The sequence below is a fragment of the Phormidesmis priestleyi BC1401 genome, assembly GCF_001650195.1.
GTDB lineage: Bacteria > Cyanobacteriota > Cyanobacteriia > Leptolyngbyales > Leptolyngbyaceae > Phormidesmis_A > Phormidesmis_A priestleyi_B.
The window spans coordinates 42,350-58,896 of sequence record NZ_LXYR01000031.1 but is presented as its reverse complement, the minus strand read 5'-3'; the positions used below and the strand labels follow the sequence as shown (position 1 = coordinate 58,896).

Here is a 16,547-nt window from a genome sequence, read left to right as displayed (position 1 = left end):
TGGCTATCCATCCGGTGCGCTTTGTTTCTAATCTGCACCCTAGCTGATGGATAGCTTTTCTGTCCACGTCTGACCGCAAAAACTGTCCGAACTATTGATTGACTAGAGAGTTCAAGATAAACTTATCGAATTTATTTAAAGGACTTGAAATCATGACGCTCCAATTTAAAGTTCCAGATATGGCTTGTTCTGCTTGCAGTAAGACAATTACAAATGCGATCAAAGAAATTGATGCAGATGCTCAGGTAAACGCCGACCCTAAAACAAAACTTGTGCAGGTCGAAACGCAAGCTCCGGAGACTCGCGTTAAAGAAGCTGTAAGCAGCGCAGGCTACACCGTTGCTTAGTCTAGTTCTTTGTTCATTTTCCTAAACTATGGAAACCAATACTTTGAAGTTGCAGGGCATGAGTTGTGCCTCCTGTGCCCGCAGCGTGGAAGATGCCATTCGATCGGTTCCGGGTGTCGCAGAAGTTAGCGTCAACTTCGGAGCCGAGCAAGCAAGCATTCAGTACGATGCAAAACGCACTAATCTAGGGCAGATTCAACAAGCGATCGTTGATGCTGGCTATGCTTCTCGATCGCTGCAAGACTCTAAATTCATTACTGATGAAAGTGAGACTGAGAAAACAGCAAGACTACGAGAATTTCGTCATCTACGCAATAAGGTTATTGTTGCAGGTACGATCGGGGCTGTCTTAGTCATTGGCTCTTTGCCCATGATGCTAGGATTGCCGTTGCCATTCATTCCGATGTGGTTGCACAATCCCTGGCTACAGCTTATTGTTTCGACTCCTATATTGCTCTGGGCAGGTCGAGAGTTCTTCATCAATGCCTGGAAAGCTCTAAAGCGCCATACTGCCACGATGGATACGCTGGTTGCTTTGGGAACTGGCTCTGCTTACCTGTATTCGATCATTGCAACTTTTTTCCCGAACTTCTTCATTGCTCAAGGATTGAACCCGGATGTCTACTACGAACCTGCAAACGTGATCATCGCATTGATTTTGCTCGGTCGGCTGTTTGAAATGCGGGCGAGAGGACAAACTTCGGAAGCGATTCGATCGCTGATTGGATTGCAGGCGCGGGATGCTCGGATTGTTCGCAACGGGCAAGAGCTAGAAGTACCTATTCAAGATGTGCAGATTGGCGATGTTGTGATTGTGCGACCCGGCGAGAAGATTCCGGTGGATGGTGAGATCGTCGAGGGAAGTTCGCAAGTTGATGAATCAATGGTCACGGGTGAAAGTGTTTCGACTAAGAAACAGCCTGGTGACGAAGTGATCGGCGCAACAATCAATAAGACGGGTAGCTTTCGATTTCGAGCCACACGGATTGGCAAAGATACTGTTCTGGCTCAGATCGTGCAGCTTGTTCAGCAAGCGCAAGGATCAAAAGCACCGATTCAGCGGTTAGCGGATCAAGTGACCGGATGGTTTGTGCCCGTTGTCATGGCGATCGCAATCACAACCTTTGTGATTTGGTTCACCATCATGGGCAACGTCACGTTAGCAATCGTGACTACGATCGGCGTGTTAATCATTGCCTGTCCTTGTGCATTGGGACTTGCAACCCCAACATCAGTCATGGTTGGTACAGGAAAAGGAGCGGAAAACGGCATCTTGATCAAAGGTGCGGAAAGCTTGGAACTGGCGCATCAAATTAAAACGATCGTGCTAGATAAAACCGGAACTTTGACGCAGGGAAAACCAACGGTGACAGATTTTCTTACCACGGTTGGAAGTGCAAACGAACTGAAGTTACTTCAGCTTGCAGCATCGGTTGAGCGTAATTCTGAGCATCCATTAGCTGAAGCAGTCGTGCGCTACGCTCAGGTTCAAGAAGTCACTTTAAAAGATGCTCAGAACTTTGAAGCGATCGCGGGAAGCGGTGTGCAAGGCATTGTCTCTAATCGCTTGATTCAAATCGGCACACAGCGCTGGCTGCAAGAATTGGGCATTCAGACTCAGCCGCTACAGTCTGATAAAGGTCGCTTAGAATCTTTGGGTAAGACAGTTGTGTTAATTGCGGTAGATGCTGAATTGCAGGGCTTAATGGCGATTTCAGATGCCTTAAAACCATCATCTGTACAAGCAGTACGATCGCTGCAACGGTTAGGCTTAGAAGTGGTGATGCTGACCGGAGATAACCAACAAACTGCCGATGCGATCGCTCAAGAAGTCGGAATTTCCAATGTGATTGCTGAAGTTCGACCAGAACAAAAAGCGGCGGTGATTGCAGACTTACAAAGTGGCAAACTGGGACATTCCACAACACAAACAAAATCGCGCCAACAGACTCGATCGAAGATTGTAGCAATGGTTGGAGATGGCATTAATGATGCACCTGCATTAGCTCAAGCAGATGTCGGAATTGCGATCGGAACTGGAACGGATGTCGCGATCGCAGCGAGCGACATTACCTTAATCTCTGGCGATCTTCAAAGCATTGTGACTGCGATCCAACTGAGTCGCGCTACGATTCGCAATATTCGACAGAATCTTTTCTTTGCGTTCGTCTACAACATGATTGGCATTCCGATCGCCGCAGGGGTTCTCTTTCCGATTTTCGGATGGTTACTGAATCCGATTATTGCCGGGGGAGCAATGGCGTTTAGCTCAGTGTCAGTCTTAACGAATGCACTCCGATTACGTAACTTTCGTCCCAAAGCAATTTTATGAACAAATTGATCATCAGCAGTTTAGTCAGTGTTGGAGTTCTGTTCAGCAGTGTGTCGAGTAAAGTCATTGCACAGATACCCCATGATCAAATGCAAGGTTCTAGAACAGAGCAACCGTCTCAATTTCGACAGATTGATCAACCGCTATGGCTCAAAAGTACAGTCATTCTAGGAGGAGTGGGTCTAATTGGACTAGAGCTATGGTGGTTTCTATTGAGCAAATCCAAATCTCAAACCGCAGACACTCATCAAGGCGTTCAAGAAGCGACGATTACGGTAGATGGTGGATATGAGCCGAACCGTGTGGTTGTCAAGGCTGGGCAACTTGTCCGATTGAACTTCGATCGACGCGATCCTTCTAGCTGTCTTGAAGCGGTGCGCCTACCAGAGTTTCGGATTGCGAAAGACTTACCTCTGAATCAAGTCACCCCGATCGAGTTCACTCCAACTCAACCTGGGGAGTATGAGTTTGTTTGCGGGATGAATATGTTTCGCGGTGTAATCGAGGTGCAAGGGAACGACAGCTTAGAGACCCAGAATGAAGCTCAAGTGCTACAAAGCCGATAAAGAACAAAGACAGTTTGGCTTCTCGATCGAAGACGCGACTAACGCATTTAATGCTACTGCTGCTAATACGCCATCATCAACGACTACCGAATCTGCTCAAGCAGAAATAGTAGCGATCCCAGTAAGTCCTACAATTGGAAAATAGACGATGAACCAATCCAAATATCTGTCTCATTTAACTCGTCGAAATTTTTTGCAAGTCACTGGACTGACTGGAGGCGTAATTCTAGGAGGTGGAATTCATGGTTTACTGTCTAGCTGCTCTCAGTCTTCTAGTTTGAATGCAAATCAAAGCAATCCAACGATAAGGACTGCGAGTACATCATTTACACCAGATCTCGAAATTGATCTTCAAGCAATACCGAAAGCAGTGCAGATTCAACCAGGGCAACCCACACAAGTTTGGTCTTATGAGGCAAAGCTTGTGAAAGGCGATCCCGCAAGTCTACAGCTACTTCCTGATAGCTACCTGGGTTCTGTGATTCGAGTGCGTCGAGGTCAACGGGTGCGCGTCAATTTTCGGAACAATCTACCCGCAGGACAGCCGAGTATCGTTCACTGGCACGGACTGATGTTACCAGAGGAGATGGACGGTCACCCCCGATTTGCGATTCAGCCAGGGCAGCAGTACATCTATGAATTTGAAGTGATCAATCGCGCTGGGACGTACTGGTTTCATCCGCATCCCGATCGACTCACTGGAGAGCAAACTTACGCAGGTCTAGCTGGCTTATTGCTCGTCACCGACGACGAAGAGATTGCTCTAAATTTGCCCGCTGGAGATTATGACCTTCCGATCGTGCTGCAAGACCGTACTTTCGATTCGAGCAACCAACTGATTTATCTGGACAACGGAATCGGCAAAGCCCAAAACAATGGCATGGGCAACAGGGGCGGAATGATGGGCAACAGGGGCGGAATGATGGGCAATCTGGATCAAATGATGGGATTCCTGGGTCAAATGATTCTCGTTAATGGCAAACCAAACTATGTGCTCTCTGCTGCTACGCGGATCTACCGCCTTCGTATTCTGAATGGCTCCAATTCTCGTATCTACAAACTGGCATGGAGTAATGGTGATCCGATGATTGCGATCGCGACGGATGGGCGCTTACTAGCTCGCCCTGTAGAACGGAAATATCTAATGTTGGCTCCCGGCGAACGAGTCGATGTCTGGGCAGACTTTAGCAAGCTGAAGGTTGGAACCGAACTCACGCTCAACAGTCTGGCATTTTCCGGTGCTGAAAATATAGGAGGTATGGGGAATATGGGGCAGATGGGTGGGCGAAATACGGCTCTAGCAGTCGGTACAGCAATGCCACTCTTCGACATCAAGATCGATCGTGAAGAAAGAGAAACTCGACGTTTACCGAATCAATTAGCAAGTCTACCTTTGCTACGTCCTCAAGATGCTGTGAATGCCAACAATCCCCGCCCTGTAACCCTCTCGCTGAATGGAATGCAATGGCAGATCAATGATCGCTCGTTTGAGATGGAGGCAGCAACGCCTGAAGAAACCGTGAAGCTAAATACGATCGAGCAATGGGAAGTCATTAATCAACTCAATCGTGGCGCAATGATGGATGCAAGTGGGATGGCACATCCGATTCACTTACATGGAACTCAGTTTCAAGTCATCAGCCGCGAGGTTCTACCAGAACTGCAAGCGGGCTGGAATACAGTTAAAGATGGCTATATTGATCAGGGATTGAAAGATACAGTGATGGTCATGCCGGGTGAGCGCATTAAACTGCTGATGAAATTTGAACACTATACAGGTCTATTTGTATATCACTGCCATAATCTAGAACACGAAGATAGAGGCATGATGAGAAACTATCGGGTCACTGCTTAAGACTGTCGATCGCGACATTGCTTGGAGTGCAATGCTTGTAATTGGCTCTCAATGACGAGATCAAGTGCTTCGTCTCATGAAATAGATAAGTAACAGTGACAATCTGGCTTTTCGATCAAAGACTCCGCTAGCGCATTTAACGCCACTGCTGCCAGCAGTCCACCGCCAAGAGTGCCTTCGATCGTGATGTAAGGAACGTCTAATCTCATTAATTGCCGCTTTGCAGCAGGTGCGTGACTGAAGCCGATCGGCATTGCAATCACAAGCGCAGGTTGAAGCTGACCCTGTTCGATTAAGGCACAGGCAGCCATCAAGACAGAAGGAGCATACCCAATCACCAAGATGCAGCCTGTCGGAAGCTGCTGTAAGCGCTCTTTCCATTGCTCATTGTTCCAAAAGGCTTGCTCTGCCTCTGCTGCATCGGTGATATGCAGATCATTAATCAGGGTTGCAACCGAACACTTGAGATGAGCGAGGCGAGTCTGATCCAAAGCTGCAACTACAGGCATGACATCACCGACAATGTGACATCCTGCTTTGAGGGCATCCCGCGCGGCAACGATCGCAGTTTTACTCCGTCGAACAAACTGCACTAAACTAACATCCCCACAGGCGAGTACGAGCTTAGACAGCAGATCGACTTCAATTTCAGACCGATCAGACAGATCGGGCAACAACCGTTGCAAGGATTCCTGAAACATTTCTGGATGAGCCGTAGTTTCTGAATCTAAGCGCTGCCAAAGTTTTTCTAAGTCTCCCAATCCGTCTTGGGTTTCGACTTCTAACAATCTTAACTGAGCTAGGGCTTCTGCTTGGATGGCTTGACAATCGCGATCGCGTCCCAATACTCCTTCCAGCGCTGCGGCAGTCTGTCTTAGTCGGGCTAACTGCTGAACAACGGTGTGATATTGCAGTTGCAGTTGCATGACTAGCGTTTGCTCGGCATCTGTTTTAGGATCGCTTCTGAGTAACTGCTGGACATGCGAAAGCTGAAATCCTTGTTGTTTTAGCGCGACAATCTGCTTGAGCTGTTGCACATCCCGATGCGTATAAAGACGATAGTTACTGGCAGAGCGGGGCGGTTGAGGCAACAGTCCTAATGTATGGTAGTGCCGCACCATCCGAGGCGTAATATTACCGCCAACCGCTTCGGTCAGTTCTTTGATCGTCAGATTCTGCGTTTTCATCTCTCCATCTTAAGGGAGGAGGTTGACATTGACACTGATGTCAAGGTTTAGAGTAGAAGCGTGATTTTGTCTCTACCGATGCCCATGTCTTCACGAACCCTTCCTCGCTTTCCCACTCTCCTCAAAGAGCATCCTGATGCGATCGCGGCTATCCTCTGTGGCATTCTGGTCTTGCTCGGCTGGCTCACGCTGCGATCGGGCTGGGTCGGGCTGGCGCTGCTACTTTTACCTGCGGCTTATGTAATTGGGGGCTATGAAAGTGCCCGTGAAGGGTTAACCACTCTGTTTGAGGAAAAAGAACTAGATGTCGATCTCCTGATGATTGTGGCGGCTTTAGGAGCAGCAGGGCTGGGACTATGGCGACGAGAATACTCCTTTATTGTGGATGGTGCGATTCTGATCTTAATCTTCTCAATCAGTGGGGCATTAGAAGGCTATGCCATGCAGCGAACCGAGCGGAGTATTCGTGGTTTGATGAACTTGACCTCCGACACAGCACGAATTTGGCGGAACGGACAAGAAGAGGAAGTCGCAATTTCATCGCTTCAAATCGGCAACGAAGTCATCGTCAAACCGGGCGAACTCGTACCCACTGATGGCTTGATTGTGGAAGGATTCAGCATGCTTAATCAGGCTTCAATTACTGGAGAATCGATGCCCGTTGAAAAAGCGATCGGGGATGAAGTCTTTGCCGGAACCATCAACGGCAACGGAGCTTTGAGACTCAAGATTCATCAACCGCCTGAAAGTAGCTTGATTCAGCGCGTGATTCGCTTAGTCGAGCAAGCGCAAACCGAAACCCCACCGTCACAGCAATTTATCGAACGGTTTGAGCGAGGATATGCCAAAGTCATCGTAGTTGCAGGAATTCTGCTGGCACTGGCGCCGCCTTTTTTCTGGGGCTGGAGTTGGGAAACCACCATTTATCGGGCGCTGATCTTTCTCGTGGTCGCGTCTCCGTGTGCGTTGATGGCAGCAACGATGCCAACTTTGCTATCGGGAATTGCGAATGGGGCACGGCAAGGGATTTTATTCAAGAATGGTGCTCAATTGGAATTGATTGGGCGAGTCCGCGCGATCGCCTTCGACAAAACGGGAACGCTCACCATGGGAAAACCTCAAGTCGTTCAAATCATGGCGGTTGACCAGGCTGAAACCCAATTGCTCCAAGTCGCGGCAGCTCTAGAAAGCCTGTCTGAACATCCGATCGGAGAAGCTGTGGTGAGATTTGCTCAAAAACAGCATGTTGAGTGGCAGCCAGCGACAAATGTTCAGGCTCATACTGGGCAAGGAATTACCGGAGAAATTGATCAACAACTGGCGATCGTCGGTAAAGCAGCCTTCGTCAAGGAACACATAAGCGGTTGGTCAGAAACCTTGGTTGCATCGGTGCAGCAACTTGAAGAAGCTGGAAAAACCGTGGTCTGGGTTGCTTATGCCGGAAAATTGTTGGGCGTAATCGCGATCGCCGATACCGTCCGACCCGAAGCCATTCGGACGATCGCTCGACTCAAACAATTGGGCATTCAAGAGGTTGTAATGCTGACTGGAGATAATGAGCGCACTGCTCGCAGCATTGCTCATGAACTGGGTATCGACCAGGTGTATTCAGACCTGCTGCCTGAGAACAAAGTCGAGGTGGTACGATCGCTCCAACGCCGCTACCAAACGGTTGCAATGGTCGGGGATGGCATCAACGATGCGCCTGCGCTGGCTCAAGCCTCTGTCGGAATTGCGATGGGAACTGCCGGAAGTGATGTGGCGCTAGAAACCGCAGATATCGTATTGATGGCAGATCGACTAGAACGATTAGTGACGGCGATTCGTCTCGGTCGACGCTCTCAGCGCATTGTGAAGCAAAACATTGTATTTGCGCTCAGTTTCATTGTGCTGTTGTTAATCGCAAACTTTGCCTATATGACGCTCCCGCTTGGCGTTGTCGGACACGAGGGATCGACGTTGCTAGTCACGCTGAGTGGTTTAAGGTTACTGAAAAACTGACGATGAGCGGATTCCTTCGATTTCTCTAACCCTAGTGATTCGCACCTTGAGAAAGGGAGTCTGGCACAATAGACAATAGACAATAGACAATAGACCTCTTGCAAAAGTCCATTTCTTGAACGAATTCCTAACAGTTTCAGTCTCACATTCTGCTACTTATGCAAGAAGTCTAATTTCCTGCTGGATGTCAAAATGGCTGCCTAGAATGAGGTTTAATGGGCGTAGAAGGGACACTGGGCAGACGATTGCGTGAGAGAAGTAGCGGAATACTGAGCAATCCTAAAACCATCACAACAGCCGTCATCAGCCACACGATCGAACGATCAGGGCGATAGTTGCCGCGCTCAATTTGCCAAAACACCTGATTGTATCGCCACGCGGCTAGCGCGATCGTCACAATCCCAAATACCACTAAACTAACGCCAAGATGCTCAGAACTGAAGAAGGAATGAGCTTGGGGTTCTTGTTGTTCAGGGGGCTTGAAGAATTCCTCACAAAGACAGTTGCTCTCATTCTGCATTCTTGTAGCTCTATCAACATTGAGCATTAATGCTTATTGCAAAGGTGAGAGGCTTCCGAACTCACTGGCTCAAGTGCCTTTTAATCTCAACGATCGCTAAACCATCAATCTCACTATGACAAGCTACAACTAGATCAAATTGTGTGTAATCGGGTCATGAAACGTGCAGAACTCGCTGTATTCTTCCTGAAGAGTGCTAGAACGAGGACGCTTGATCCCGAAATGCCCCTCTTACGCAGGAGATTTCAATGGTGTCCATTCGGGCTGACGTGCAATTAATTCGAGTCGGAGATGAATCGGCAGTTGCGGCTTGGTTAGTCTCGCTCACCGTAGACCATTTAGAGGATTTCAGAACCATTTGGAAAGACCGACTGAGAACTTCGGCAGATGCCGATCAATATTGGGACTGGGAGCAGAAGCAGCGGCTCTATTTGGGGAGTGGAGAGGGTCGGTATGAAGGCTATGCAATCGAGTGTGAGGAGATGACCCAGGGATTAATGCTGCTTCAGATTCAAGGACAGCGATCTCAGGTTGAGCCAACCCGACCACTGGTTTATATTCTTTCTCTGGCGACAGCGCCTTGGAATCGGATTACGGCTCCTGATCCCAATGGCTTTCGAGCGGTGGGACGGGTGCTATTAAAGTTTGCCCAGTTTCGGAGTGAGGAGTTAGGATATGGCGGATTGGTAGGATTACACTCATTACCCAACGCAGAGAAGTTCTACCGTAAAATGGGGATGTTGGAGGGAGGCACAGATGCGGCAAAAGAGAACTTAACCTATTTTGAGTGGTATCGCCGTCGCCCTTCTCTATTGGAAGAGATGGGAATCGAGATCGAGTCAGACGAGTAGATTAAAGTAGGGAGTACCCGATGAAATTCACCGTTACAGAAGCAGAAGCTCGTGAGATGGCGCAGTTTGAGGTAGAGGTTGGTTGCGACATTAGTGCAGGTCCTAGCTGGGGGATTCATCTCGATAAAGCGCTAGAGTTAGCGCTCAATTCCGTAGATCGGATCAAGCTGATCGAACTGTTATCAGAGCAGCTTGGTAAGGTGCTATCCCCAGAGGAGGTAGAAGAACTGGTTGTAGGTTTCCAGGTGAAAGTACAAGAAAAAGTGGCTGAGAAATTGGCTCCTCGAACGTCTGTTTAGAGGGAATGAAGGTAGTGCCTTTTAGGAAGGACAGAGAAAAATAGTCTGCAATGGGCAGGCTAATCCTGTAAAGCTTCTGACCATGCTTGATTATTCTCTAACCTTTCCGTTTTAGGACTACCAGAGATTGATTTCACGCTTCCTTCATAGCTCATGAAGCTTTAAGAGGAAATAGAGTTACCTGGTGCAGCCTTCAAGCACTGTGGGTACTCTGAAAGCACCTCTACACGTCTCAACACTCATGTTCAGCAATCCCTTTTATGTTCTCTTATTAACAGTGGGCTGGGGATTGCACTCAGTGGCTACGATTCTCGATAGCTTCAGCGGGTGGGTCCGATACACGCTCGTTCCCCACTCTTGGCAAATTGGCATTGCGATCGGGGTTGCTCATCTGGTGACCACCGCCATGACGACCAGCCGGAACTAAAATCCGTTCAATCTCATCAAGGGTAGATTCCCCGTCCCTTGGGGCGTAAGAAGTGCTAAAAAGTGGCTGTTTCATACTCCGTCCGCTTGCGGCGGAGTTGTTGATTCTCTGTAGGAAACCCGCTCTGTGTTCCCGGACCCTGCTCACTTTTTACGAGAATGGCTCCATCAGTTAGTCCCCCACCGGAATTCTTTCGTCCACCCGAACTGCCTCAAATCCCGTCGCCGCCTTCAAAACCTTCACGGGGACGCTCTAGGAAAGGAGCACATAAATCAGAGGGCATGTATCGCGATCAGTTAGCCCGCACGTTGAGCGGAGTCACTGAAGTCACGACTCCGACCGGCAGAGTCGATATTGTGACGAGGACAGAGATCATTGAGGTTGAGGCTGCCGCCCGCTGGAAGCACGCCTTGGGGCAAATTCTGGCATATTGCTACTACTATCCCAGTCATCAGAAGCGCATTCATCTGTATAGGGAGGTTGACCCGACTGTCTTAGACCAAATTTGCACCCAATGCTGGAGGAATGGGGTGAGAGTCACTTGGCAGGCATAACCCGACTCTTAAACGCTCGATTCCCCAAATAGCTCACCCTCACTGCCTGTTCTGCACAAACGGCTCTGCTGACTTCCCGATACGTTAGAGCATCCATCAACACGGTTCCAATCTCACACCGGAGTTGATAATCTGCACTCGTACAGGTCGCAATGGTGCAGAGAGCGCTTGGAAGATCACAAAAGGATGACTATCAAGTACCGATGGCACAAAGCAGAACGGCAAAGATTTCTCATCATCCTTGCCGTCTTGTTCTAAGGGTGCAACTAATCTCTAGCCCAAGCTATTTAAGACCAGAGTCTGTTATTCCAGGTGGTTCTGGCTGTGGGTTTAGCTGGACGAAAGAACCAGGGGGAGAACGACCCGGTGGTAGAGGTTGAGGATTCAACTCGACTAAGCCACCAGGCGGTGAGGGTTGAGGATTTAATTGAACTGAACTATCAGGCGGTAGAGGTTGAGGATTTAATTGAACAAAACTACCAGGGGTTTGAACGCTGGATCGTTTTGATCCATCCCCAAACAAAACGACACGATTGGTTCCTCCTTGAACGATAATGGCTTGTCCTGGGGATTGGGCTGATAGGACAACTCCCGGCAGTAACAGCGAGAGAGCCAGTAGCCCTAAAATCTTGTGGTACATCATACATTTTCCAAATTCAAAGCTCTAAAACTGTGTAGGGGCAGGATTGGTGATTTAGTCATGTTCCTTCCCTGATCGCCCAACATTAGGAGGAGCCATTGCTCTAAACGCAAAGCACTCACGCTCTAGGAGCGCTTGAATCGGTATTGAGCAAAGTAGTTTTGACGGGCACTGTTATCGGTAAACTGCGTAAAGCTTTGGAGTAAAATCTGATTTTTATTCGCTCCTCCCAATGCGAACGTTAAAAAGTCATTGGCAAAGCTTTGACGATAGGTTGCCGTCCCTTCTTTGTGGTCAGTATCTTGGACGCTGTTGCCATAGGTTGTGAATTGGGTCGTTCCAAAGGCACAGTCAGTCGGATGGCACTTTCCAAACGCTTGAACCTTCAAGGTGTTGGGCTGCGGAGCCGTCACGACAAAGCGAGTAATGCCGCGTGTATTGCTATCAACGTTGACCCAATTGCCCACAAAGTCTTGAGGAGCCGCCAACGCAGGAGCCATCAAGCCAGCAGCAAAGAGGGTCCCACAAGTGGCGATCGTGATTGAGCGGTTGAACATTTCAGAAACTCCAGTGATTAATAAGAGATAGTCATGATCCACGCTGATCATTCAAACTCGGTAGGGTTAGCGTCAATCGTGGATAGTTCCATCTTGCTCACGGGTATAATCGCTTCACAGTACCCGTTGGGGCTATCTTCAGCCCGTTTGAGTGTTAGTGAGTCATCGGGTGATTGAAAGAACTCAATCGCTTGCCTTATTCGCCTTTACATCCCAACCCGCTTTCACGATCGTATCGAGTGAGCCATCCGCCCTCTGTGAGGTAAATTCGTACACAATCTTCGTGTAGCTGAGAGAGAGTTGATCGACCGGAACCGAAGTATCGCTACTCGTTCCGAACGAGGACACCAGCACATCAGAAAGGGTAATTTTTAAGAACTCTCTCGCTTTCTGCCCAGACTGCCGACAGGTGAGCGTTGCCGTTTTGAGAGGTTGCCCGGATGCTCCAGCGAGAAAGAGTTTGGGACTCGCTTTACTGGTAGGCATCATGAACTGGAAGGGTTGCAAATTCACCTTGCCTGCGCCCGCGCCGCTTCCTGAACTTGACAGGATTGATTGACTCTCATCCCAAGACTAGGACTGAATCGCGATTTTGTCCTTGTGCTGAGCATCTTGGCTTTCGCCCTCAATGCCGTCGATTTTCAGAAAACACTCTATTTAACTCATGCTGTTTACACTCCATTAAGTGGGTCAACAGCATAAACACGATCGAGCAGCCTGATTTCTTTTAGCACTCACAAAAATTCACAGATTCACCGGATTCTCAAGTCTCAACCGCTTGTGTTACCAGTCCGATCACTTCGCCTGTCTGCATTTGCCCCACAACGTAGAGATTAATCCTGATCTCTCCCACTCGGTAAACCTTCAAGTCGCTGAGATGCTGCTTAAGCAGGTCTACAAGCAAGCGATATTTTGTTGCAACTGCCTTTTCCTCTGTACCAAACCAATCTTGATCCTGGGTGGCAGCCGCAAAAAACTCATCAAAGGAAACTGTTTCGAGCGCTGTATCCATCGAGTGATGGGTTCGCTCTAAAATCTGCTGGTCAGTCAGCTTGGCAGATTGGTTTTCCCATTGGAAAACTTTAAAGGGAGAGTCAATCTCACTAATCCACAACAAATCATTCGTTAGATTTTGCAGCACCTTAACGAGTTCGTCACCCTGATCGCTCATAGATTCCTCAATAAGCTAACTATCTTTCTTTGCCTCAATCACAGCCTGAACACCTACAGGCACATCCGAGAGAAAATCGTATCCCGTCAGCTTTTCCAACTCATCCACAGTCGTTAGATACTTTTTATAGCTATCAGACTGGATACCCAACGTATTCGGCATTCTGACAGCGATCACGCGGGTTTTAGTGGTCACGCCCTTTACGCCTAAACCAGGCTTGTCAAGAATCACCACGATTTTCCAGGTGCTTTCAGAGACAGTAATTTTGTCTTTGATTCGAGTCATTGCTCCCTTCAAACCTGTTCCGCCTTCTCCGAGTGGTCCAGCGACGATGTAAAGCTCTTTGCCTGACTGTGCTAACTCTTTAGACAGATTTTCAAGCTCTAACCAAGGACCTTCATTCTGCTCTTGAGTTTGAGGAACGATATTGGTCAAGAAGAACGTCGCGCAATTGTCAGTTGTGTTAGCAGTGCGATCACCCGATCGTGTCATGTGCCCCGGGAAAACCCACTACCTGTATATTCGTTGGGTTTCACAATATTGAAGTCTTTGGGGAGGAGGGGGTCGGGGCTGAAACCGCCACAGCGATCGACACTTCCGAGCCAAGAGGCGTTCAGTTGCCAGCTCACCCAATTTGGGGTGCCCTTCTCGTTGTTGTAGGAAAGCGCATATTGCCGTCGGGCAATCAAAAAATCGTTTTTGTTAGCAGGATCTTTGGTTGCAGAACTGGGAGCGCCCATTAAAAGCTGAACACTACCAAAGTTACGAGCCTGTAAGATTGTCGCACTTCCAATCACCATCAAAAATGACAGGACACCCAGACAGACCCAAGTGAAGGAGCGCTGCAAAAACTTTGAGCTAACCATCATGTCAATGCCTCACGAACCACCAGTGAACCCCATCAGTAAAGCCTTGAAATAAGGGTTTGAAGAATAATTTATGGTTAAGGAACCGCTAAAGAATTTACTCGTGACGAAAAGTTACTTACAACGTCGCGATCTCATCCATCGACCTACCTGTTGATCTCCCCCCTCCAGTATTCTTATAGACACTCAGAAGTAGGCTGAGAAGCAGATAGGGATTACGGTTTGACCTCTTTGGCTTCAACCTTTAACGCTCGATTCCCCAAATAGCTCACTCTCGCCGCTTGTCCTACGCGAACGGCTCTGCTGACTTCCCGATACGTTAGAGCGTCTGTCAACAGGGTTCCAGTCTCACACCGGAGTTGATGATCGACCGATCGCTGCAACAAAGGCGGGTCGTTTTGTTCTTGAATATCACGGTGTTGATCGACTTCATCAGCAGTGGGACGAGGAGGCAGAGCAGCCCACCAAATCCCGTTGTCGTCACCCGAAACCGCCGTTGCAGGTTTCTCTCCGTTCAGGTTTGTCAGGGTATTGCTTTGAAACGACTGAGTTCGGCTACTATTCAAACCGCCACTGGTTTTGCTGATGTAATAGTCCACCTCCCAAGTTTGAGTTGCGGTTGCGATCGCAGCATTACAATGAGTTTGCGGAATAATTCCATTTTCCCCGGTGCAACTGGTGAGAGTGAGAACTGTAATGCTGATCGCTAATCCGTTCAAAATTCGAGGCTTCATGGGTGTAGTCAGGCTAAATTTATATTGACCATCGGATCTCTCGAAACCGCTCAGGATTCAGCTTGGTGTACCTCACTGTATGCTGAATGTTCTTGTGCCCCAAATAATCTCGAATCAATCGCGTGTCATAGCCTTGATTCGCCAGCCAATACTCGCACGAGTGCCGCAGCCTGTAAGCATGAGCCTTGATTTCCAAGTTAGCCGCTTCACCCACCTGTTCTGGTTCTGTCGCAAACTTTTTAAGGCGACAAACGAACTGTGCCAATCTCGTTGTCTTAAGCACTCACTCCAAAGAGTTTTGCAATGAACTTCATCTGCGACACACTGCTCCCTTGGTTGATTCCTTTCACTTGTCTTTTGCGAATCATTGCCATTGCTTCAATCCCGCGCAAGGTTCTCCTCGCTGTGAAAGGCTCCGTCCGCTTGCGGCGGAGTATGGAATAGCCACTTTTTAGCATTTCTTATGCCCCAAGGGGCATCTACCCTGGATGAGATTCAAAATTTCCGGTTCCTCGCACTACAATCAAAATATTGACAGATTGAGGCAACGTGATGTCCTATTCCATCTTGAGCAACGAAACTAAGCAGCAGTTAGAGCAGGAGCGAGCGCGGTTAACCGCAGATCGAGATGCTGTCATTCAAACTGCTGTTCAGCAAGCAACTGCCGCCCTTGATCGTGCTCTGCAACAGTTGAACGATCTTTTAAACGACGGGCAAGCCCATAACGGTTATGGGAGTCGCGGCGAAACGATCGTTCAGCCATCAGAACAATCACTTCCAGAACACCCTGCAAAGCAAGCGAAAAAGACCTCAACTCCGAAAGGTCAATCGAAACCAAAATCTGAAGGAAAAGGTCAGCACCCAGCCGCCCATCAATTCAATAGCAAGGTGCTCAAACCTGAGTTCGCAGGACTGTCTCCGATCAAAGCAATGGTGCAAGTGATTGAGCAATCTCCAGAGCAGACGTTTGATGCTGAAGAAGTTATTCGCACCGTCTATGACGAGTTTGACCCCGCAGACTTACCCACTGCAAAACGAAGTGTGAAAATCACCTTAGTCGGGGGAGCGAAAAAGGGATGGTTAGAAAGAGTGCAAGAAAATCCGCCCCTCTTCAAAGCTTTGACGGGCGCAAAGTCGCCAGCAGGTGCACTAACAGATGACCAATCGGATGAGGCTATCGAGGTTACTTCAGCAGAACCCGATGACGATGAGCCGTCTGACTCCCCAGAAAGGTCATCCAAAAAAGCTGCCAAAGGCAAAGCTCAACCGCGAGCCAGAGCGAAGGAGAAGGCAAAACAACCCAAAGCTCAATCCTTCGAGGCTACAAAGACCAAGCGATCGTTTCGGGGAATGGAACCGCTTCAGGCAATGGTCAATGTGACGGCAACTGACCCAGCGCGATCGTTCTCCACGGTGGAAATCATTCGTGAGGTCTATGGGGAGTTTGAGGAATCTGAGATGCCGAGAGCGATCAAAAGTGTGGCAGGTACGCTCACTCGCGGAGTGCGGAGAAATTTTCTGGAGAAAACGCACAGTAACCCAGCCCAGTTTAAATTCAAGGCATCGGGCAAAGAGACGGGAGCGACCTCTCCTACACTTCTCGTGGAGTAGAGGCAAGCAGGATTCTTGCTAGAAGGTTC

The 16,547-nt window shown here is 48.6% G+C and carries 17 protein-coding genes and 2 pseudogenes; 10 read left to right on the top strand and 9 right to left on the bottom strand.

The window, feature by feature from the left end:
- Positions 1-152: 152 nt before the first annotated feature.
- The 4 genes from A8707_RS16285 (at position 153) to A8707_RS16270 (ending at position 5,100) form a co-directional block, all read left to right on the top strand.
- Positions 153-347: a heavy-metal-associated domain-containing protein gene (locus A8707_RS16285; protein WP_068818288.1), complete on the top strand. Its 195-nt coding sequence runs from the start codon at positions 153-155 to the stop codon at positions 345-347.
- A gap of 28 nt (positions 348-375) precedes the next feature.
- On the top strand, positions 376-2,679 hold the full coding sequence (locus A8707_RS16280; RefSeq protein ID WP_068818287.1) for a heavy metal translocating P-type ATPase: 2,304 nt from the start codon (positions 376-378) through the stop codon (positions 2,677-2,679).
- Complete coding sequence (locus tag A8707_RS16275; protein WP_068818286.1) at positions 2,676-3,245, top strand: cupredoxin domain-containing protein; 570 nt, start codon at positions 2,676-2,678, stop codon at positions 3,243-3,245. The genes A8707_RS16280 and A8707_RS16275 overlap by 4 nt, the downstream gene beginning before the upstream one ends.
- Before the next feature lie 148 nt (positions 3,246-3,393).
- Positions 3,394-5,100, top strand: a complete 1,707-nt coding sequence (locus tag A8707_RS16270; RefSeq protein ID WP_068818285.1) for a multicopper oxidase family protein — start codon at positions 3,394-3,396, stop codon at positions 5,098-5,100.
- Between the two features lie 74 nt (positions 5,101-5,174).
- On the opposite strand, the gene A8707_RS16265 is transcribed toward A8707_RS16270, so the two are convergent.
- Positions 5,175-6,287 carry a precorrin-8X methylmutase gene (locus A8707_RS16265; RefSeq protein WP_068818284.1) on the bottom strand — a complete coding sequence of 371 codons (1,113 nt, stop codon included), beginning with the start codon at positions 6,285-6,287 and terminating at the stop codon, positions 5,175-5,177.
- 84 nt (positions 6,288-6,371) lie between these two features.
- Here A8707_RS16265 and A8707_RS16260 point away from each other — a divergent pair, with 84 nt between their 5' ends.
- Positions 6,372-8,288 (top strand): heavy metal translocating P-type ATPase, encoded by a 1,917-nt coding sequence (locus A8707_RS16260; protein WP_197484810.1) that lies wholly within the window; start codon positions 6,372-6,374, stop codon positions 8,286-8,288.
- A 187-nt stretch (positions 8,289-8,475) separates the two neighbouring features.
- Here the strand turns inward: A8707_RS16260 and A8707_RS16255 are convergent, their stop codons facing one another.
- Positions 8,476-8,808, bottom strand: a complete 333-nt coding sequence (locus A8707_RS16255) for a YidH family protein (RefSeq protein WP_068818282.1) — start codon at positions 8,806-8,808, stop codon at positions 8,476-8,478.
- Between the two features lie 248 nt (positions 8,809-9,056).
- Between A8707_RS16255 and A8707_RS16250 the strand changes: the two genes are divergently transcribed.
- The 4 genes from A8707_RS16250 (at position 9,057) to A8707_RS16235 (ending at position 10,939) form a co-directional block, all read left to right on the top strand.
- The gene (locus tag A8707_RS16250) at positions 9,057-9,659 is read left to right on the top strand and encodes a GNAT family N-acetyltransferase (RefSeq protein ID WP_068818281.1); all 603 of its coding nucleotides are present in this window, start codon (positions 9,057-9,059) and stop codon (positions 9,657-9,659) included.
- 20 nt (positions 9,660-9,679) lie between these two features.
- Positions 9,680-9,958 (top strand): hypothetical protein, encoded by a 279-nt coding sequence (locus A8707_RS16245; RefSeq protein WP_068818280.1) that lies wholly within the window; start codon positions 9,680-9,682, stop codon positions 9,956-9,958.
- 241 nt (positions 9,959-10,199) lie between these two features.
- Positions 10,200-10,385: a hypothetical protein gene (locus A8707_RS16240; RefSeq protein WP_068818279.1), complete on the top strand. Its 186-nt coding sequence runs from the start codon at positions 10,200-10,202 to the stop codon at positions 10,383-10,385.
- A 158-nt stretch (positions 10,386-10,543) separates the two neighbouring features.
- Positions 10,544-10,939 (top strand): hypothetical protein, encoded by a 396-nt coding sequence (locus A8707_RS16235; RefSeq protein WP_156518642.1) that lies wholly within the window; start codon positions 10,544-10,546, stop codon positions 10,937-10,939.
- Positions 10,940-11,222: 283 nt separating this feature from the next.
- Here the strand turns inward: A8707_RS16235 and A8707_RS28285 are convergent, their stop codons facing one another.
- The 7 genes and pseudogenes from A8707_RS28285 to A8707_RS30260 all read right to left on the bottom strand — a co-directional run bounded on the left by A8707_RS28285 (position 11,223) and on the right by A8707_RS30260 (position 15,172).
- Positions 11,223-11,582: a hypothetical protein gene (locus tag A8707_RS28285; RefSeq protein ID WP_156518640.1), complete on the bottom strand. Its 360-nt coding sequence runs from the start codon at positions 11,580-11,582 to the stop codon at positions 11,223-11,225.
- Positions 11,583-11,704: 122 nt separating this feature from the next.
- Positions 11,705-12,136 (bottom strand): hypothetical protein, encoded by a 432-nt coding sequence (locus A8707_RS16225; protein ID WP_068818291.1) that lies wholly within the window; start codon positions 12,134-12,136, stop codon positions 11,705-11,707.
- 183 nt (positions 12,137-12,319) lie between these two features.
- Positions 12,320-12,775, bottom strand: a pseudogene (locus A8707_RS16220) (Hcp family type VI secretion system effector).
- A gap of 124 nt (positions 12,776-12,899) precedes the next feature.
- Complete coding sequence (locus A8707_RS16215) at positions 12,900-13,307, bottom strand: nuclease A inhibitor family protein (protein ID WP_068818276.1); 408 nt, start codon at positions 13,305-13,307, stop codon at positions 12,900-12,902.
- 15 nt (positions 13,308-13,322) lie between these two features.
- Positions 13,323-14,047, bottom strand: a pseudogene (locus tag A8707_RS28280) (DNA/RNA non-specific endonuclease).
- A gap of 341 nt (positions 14,048-14,388) precedes the next feature.
- A complete protein-coding gene (locus A8707_RS16205; protein WP_068818275.1) occupies positions 14,389-14,907 on the bottom strand; it encodes a hypothetical protein in 519 nt (172 codons plus the stop codon).
- Positions 14,908-14,926: 19 nt separating this feature from the next.
- On the bottom strand, positions 14,927-15,172 hold the full coding sequence (locus A8707_RS30260; protein WP_269452734.1) for a tyrosine-type recombinase/integrase: 246 nt from the start codon (positions 15,170-15,172) through the stop codon (positions 14,927-14,929).
- 287 nt (positions 15,173-15,459) lie between these two features.
- Between A8707_RS30260 and A8707_RS16195 the strand changes: the two genes are divergently transcribed.
- Entirely contained in the window at positions 15,460-16,518 is a 1,059-nt protein-coding gene (locus A8707_RS16195; RefSeq protein WP_068818273.1) for a hypothetical protein, read from the top strand.
- Positions 16,519-16,547 lie beyond the last annotated feature (29 nt).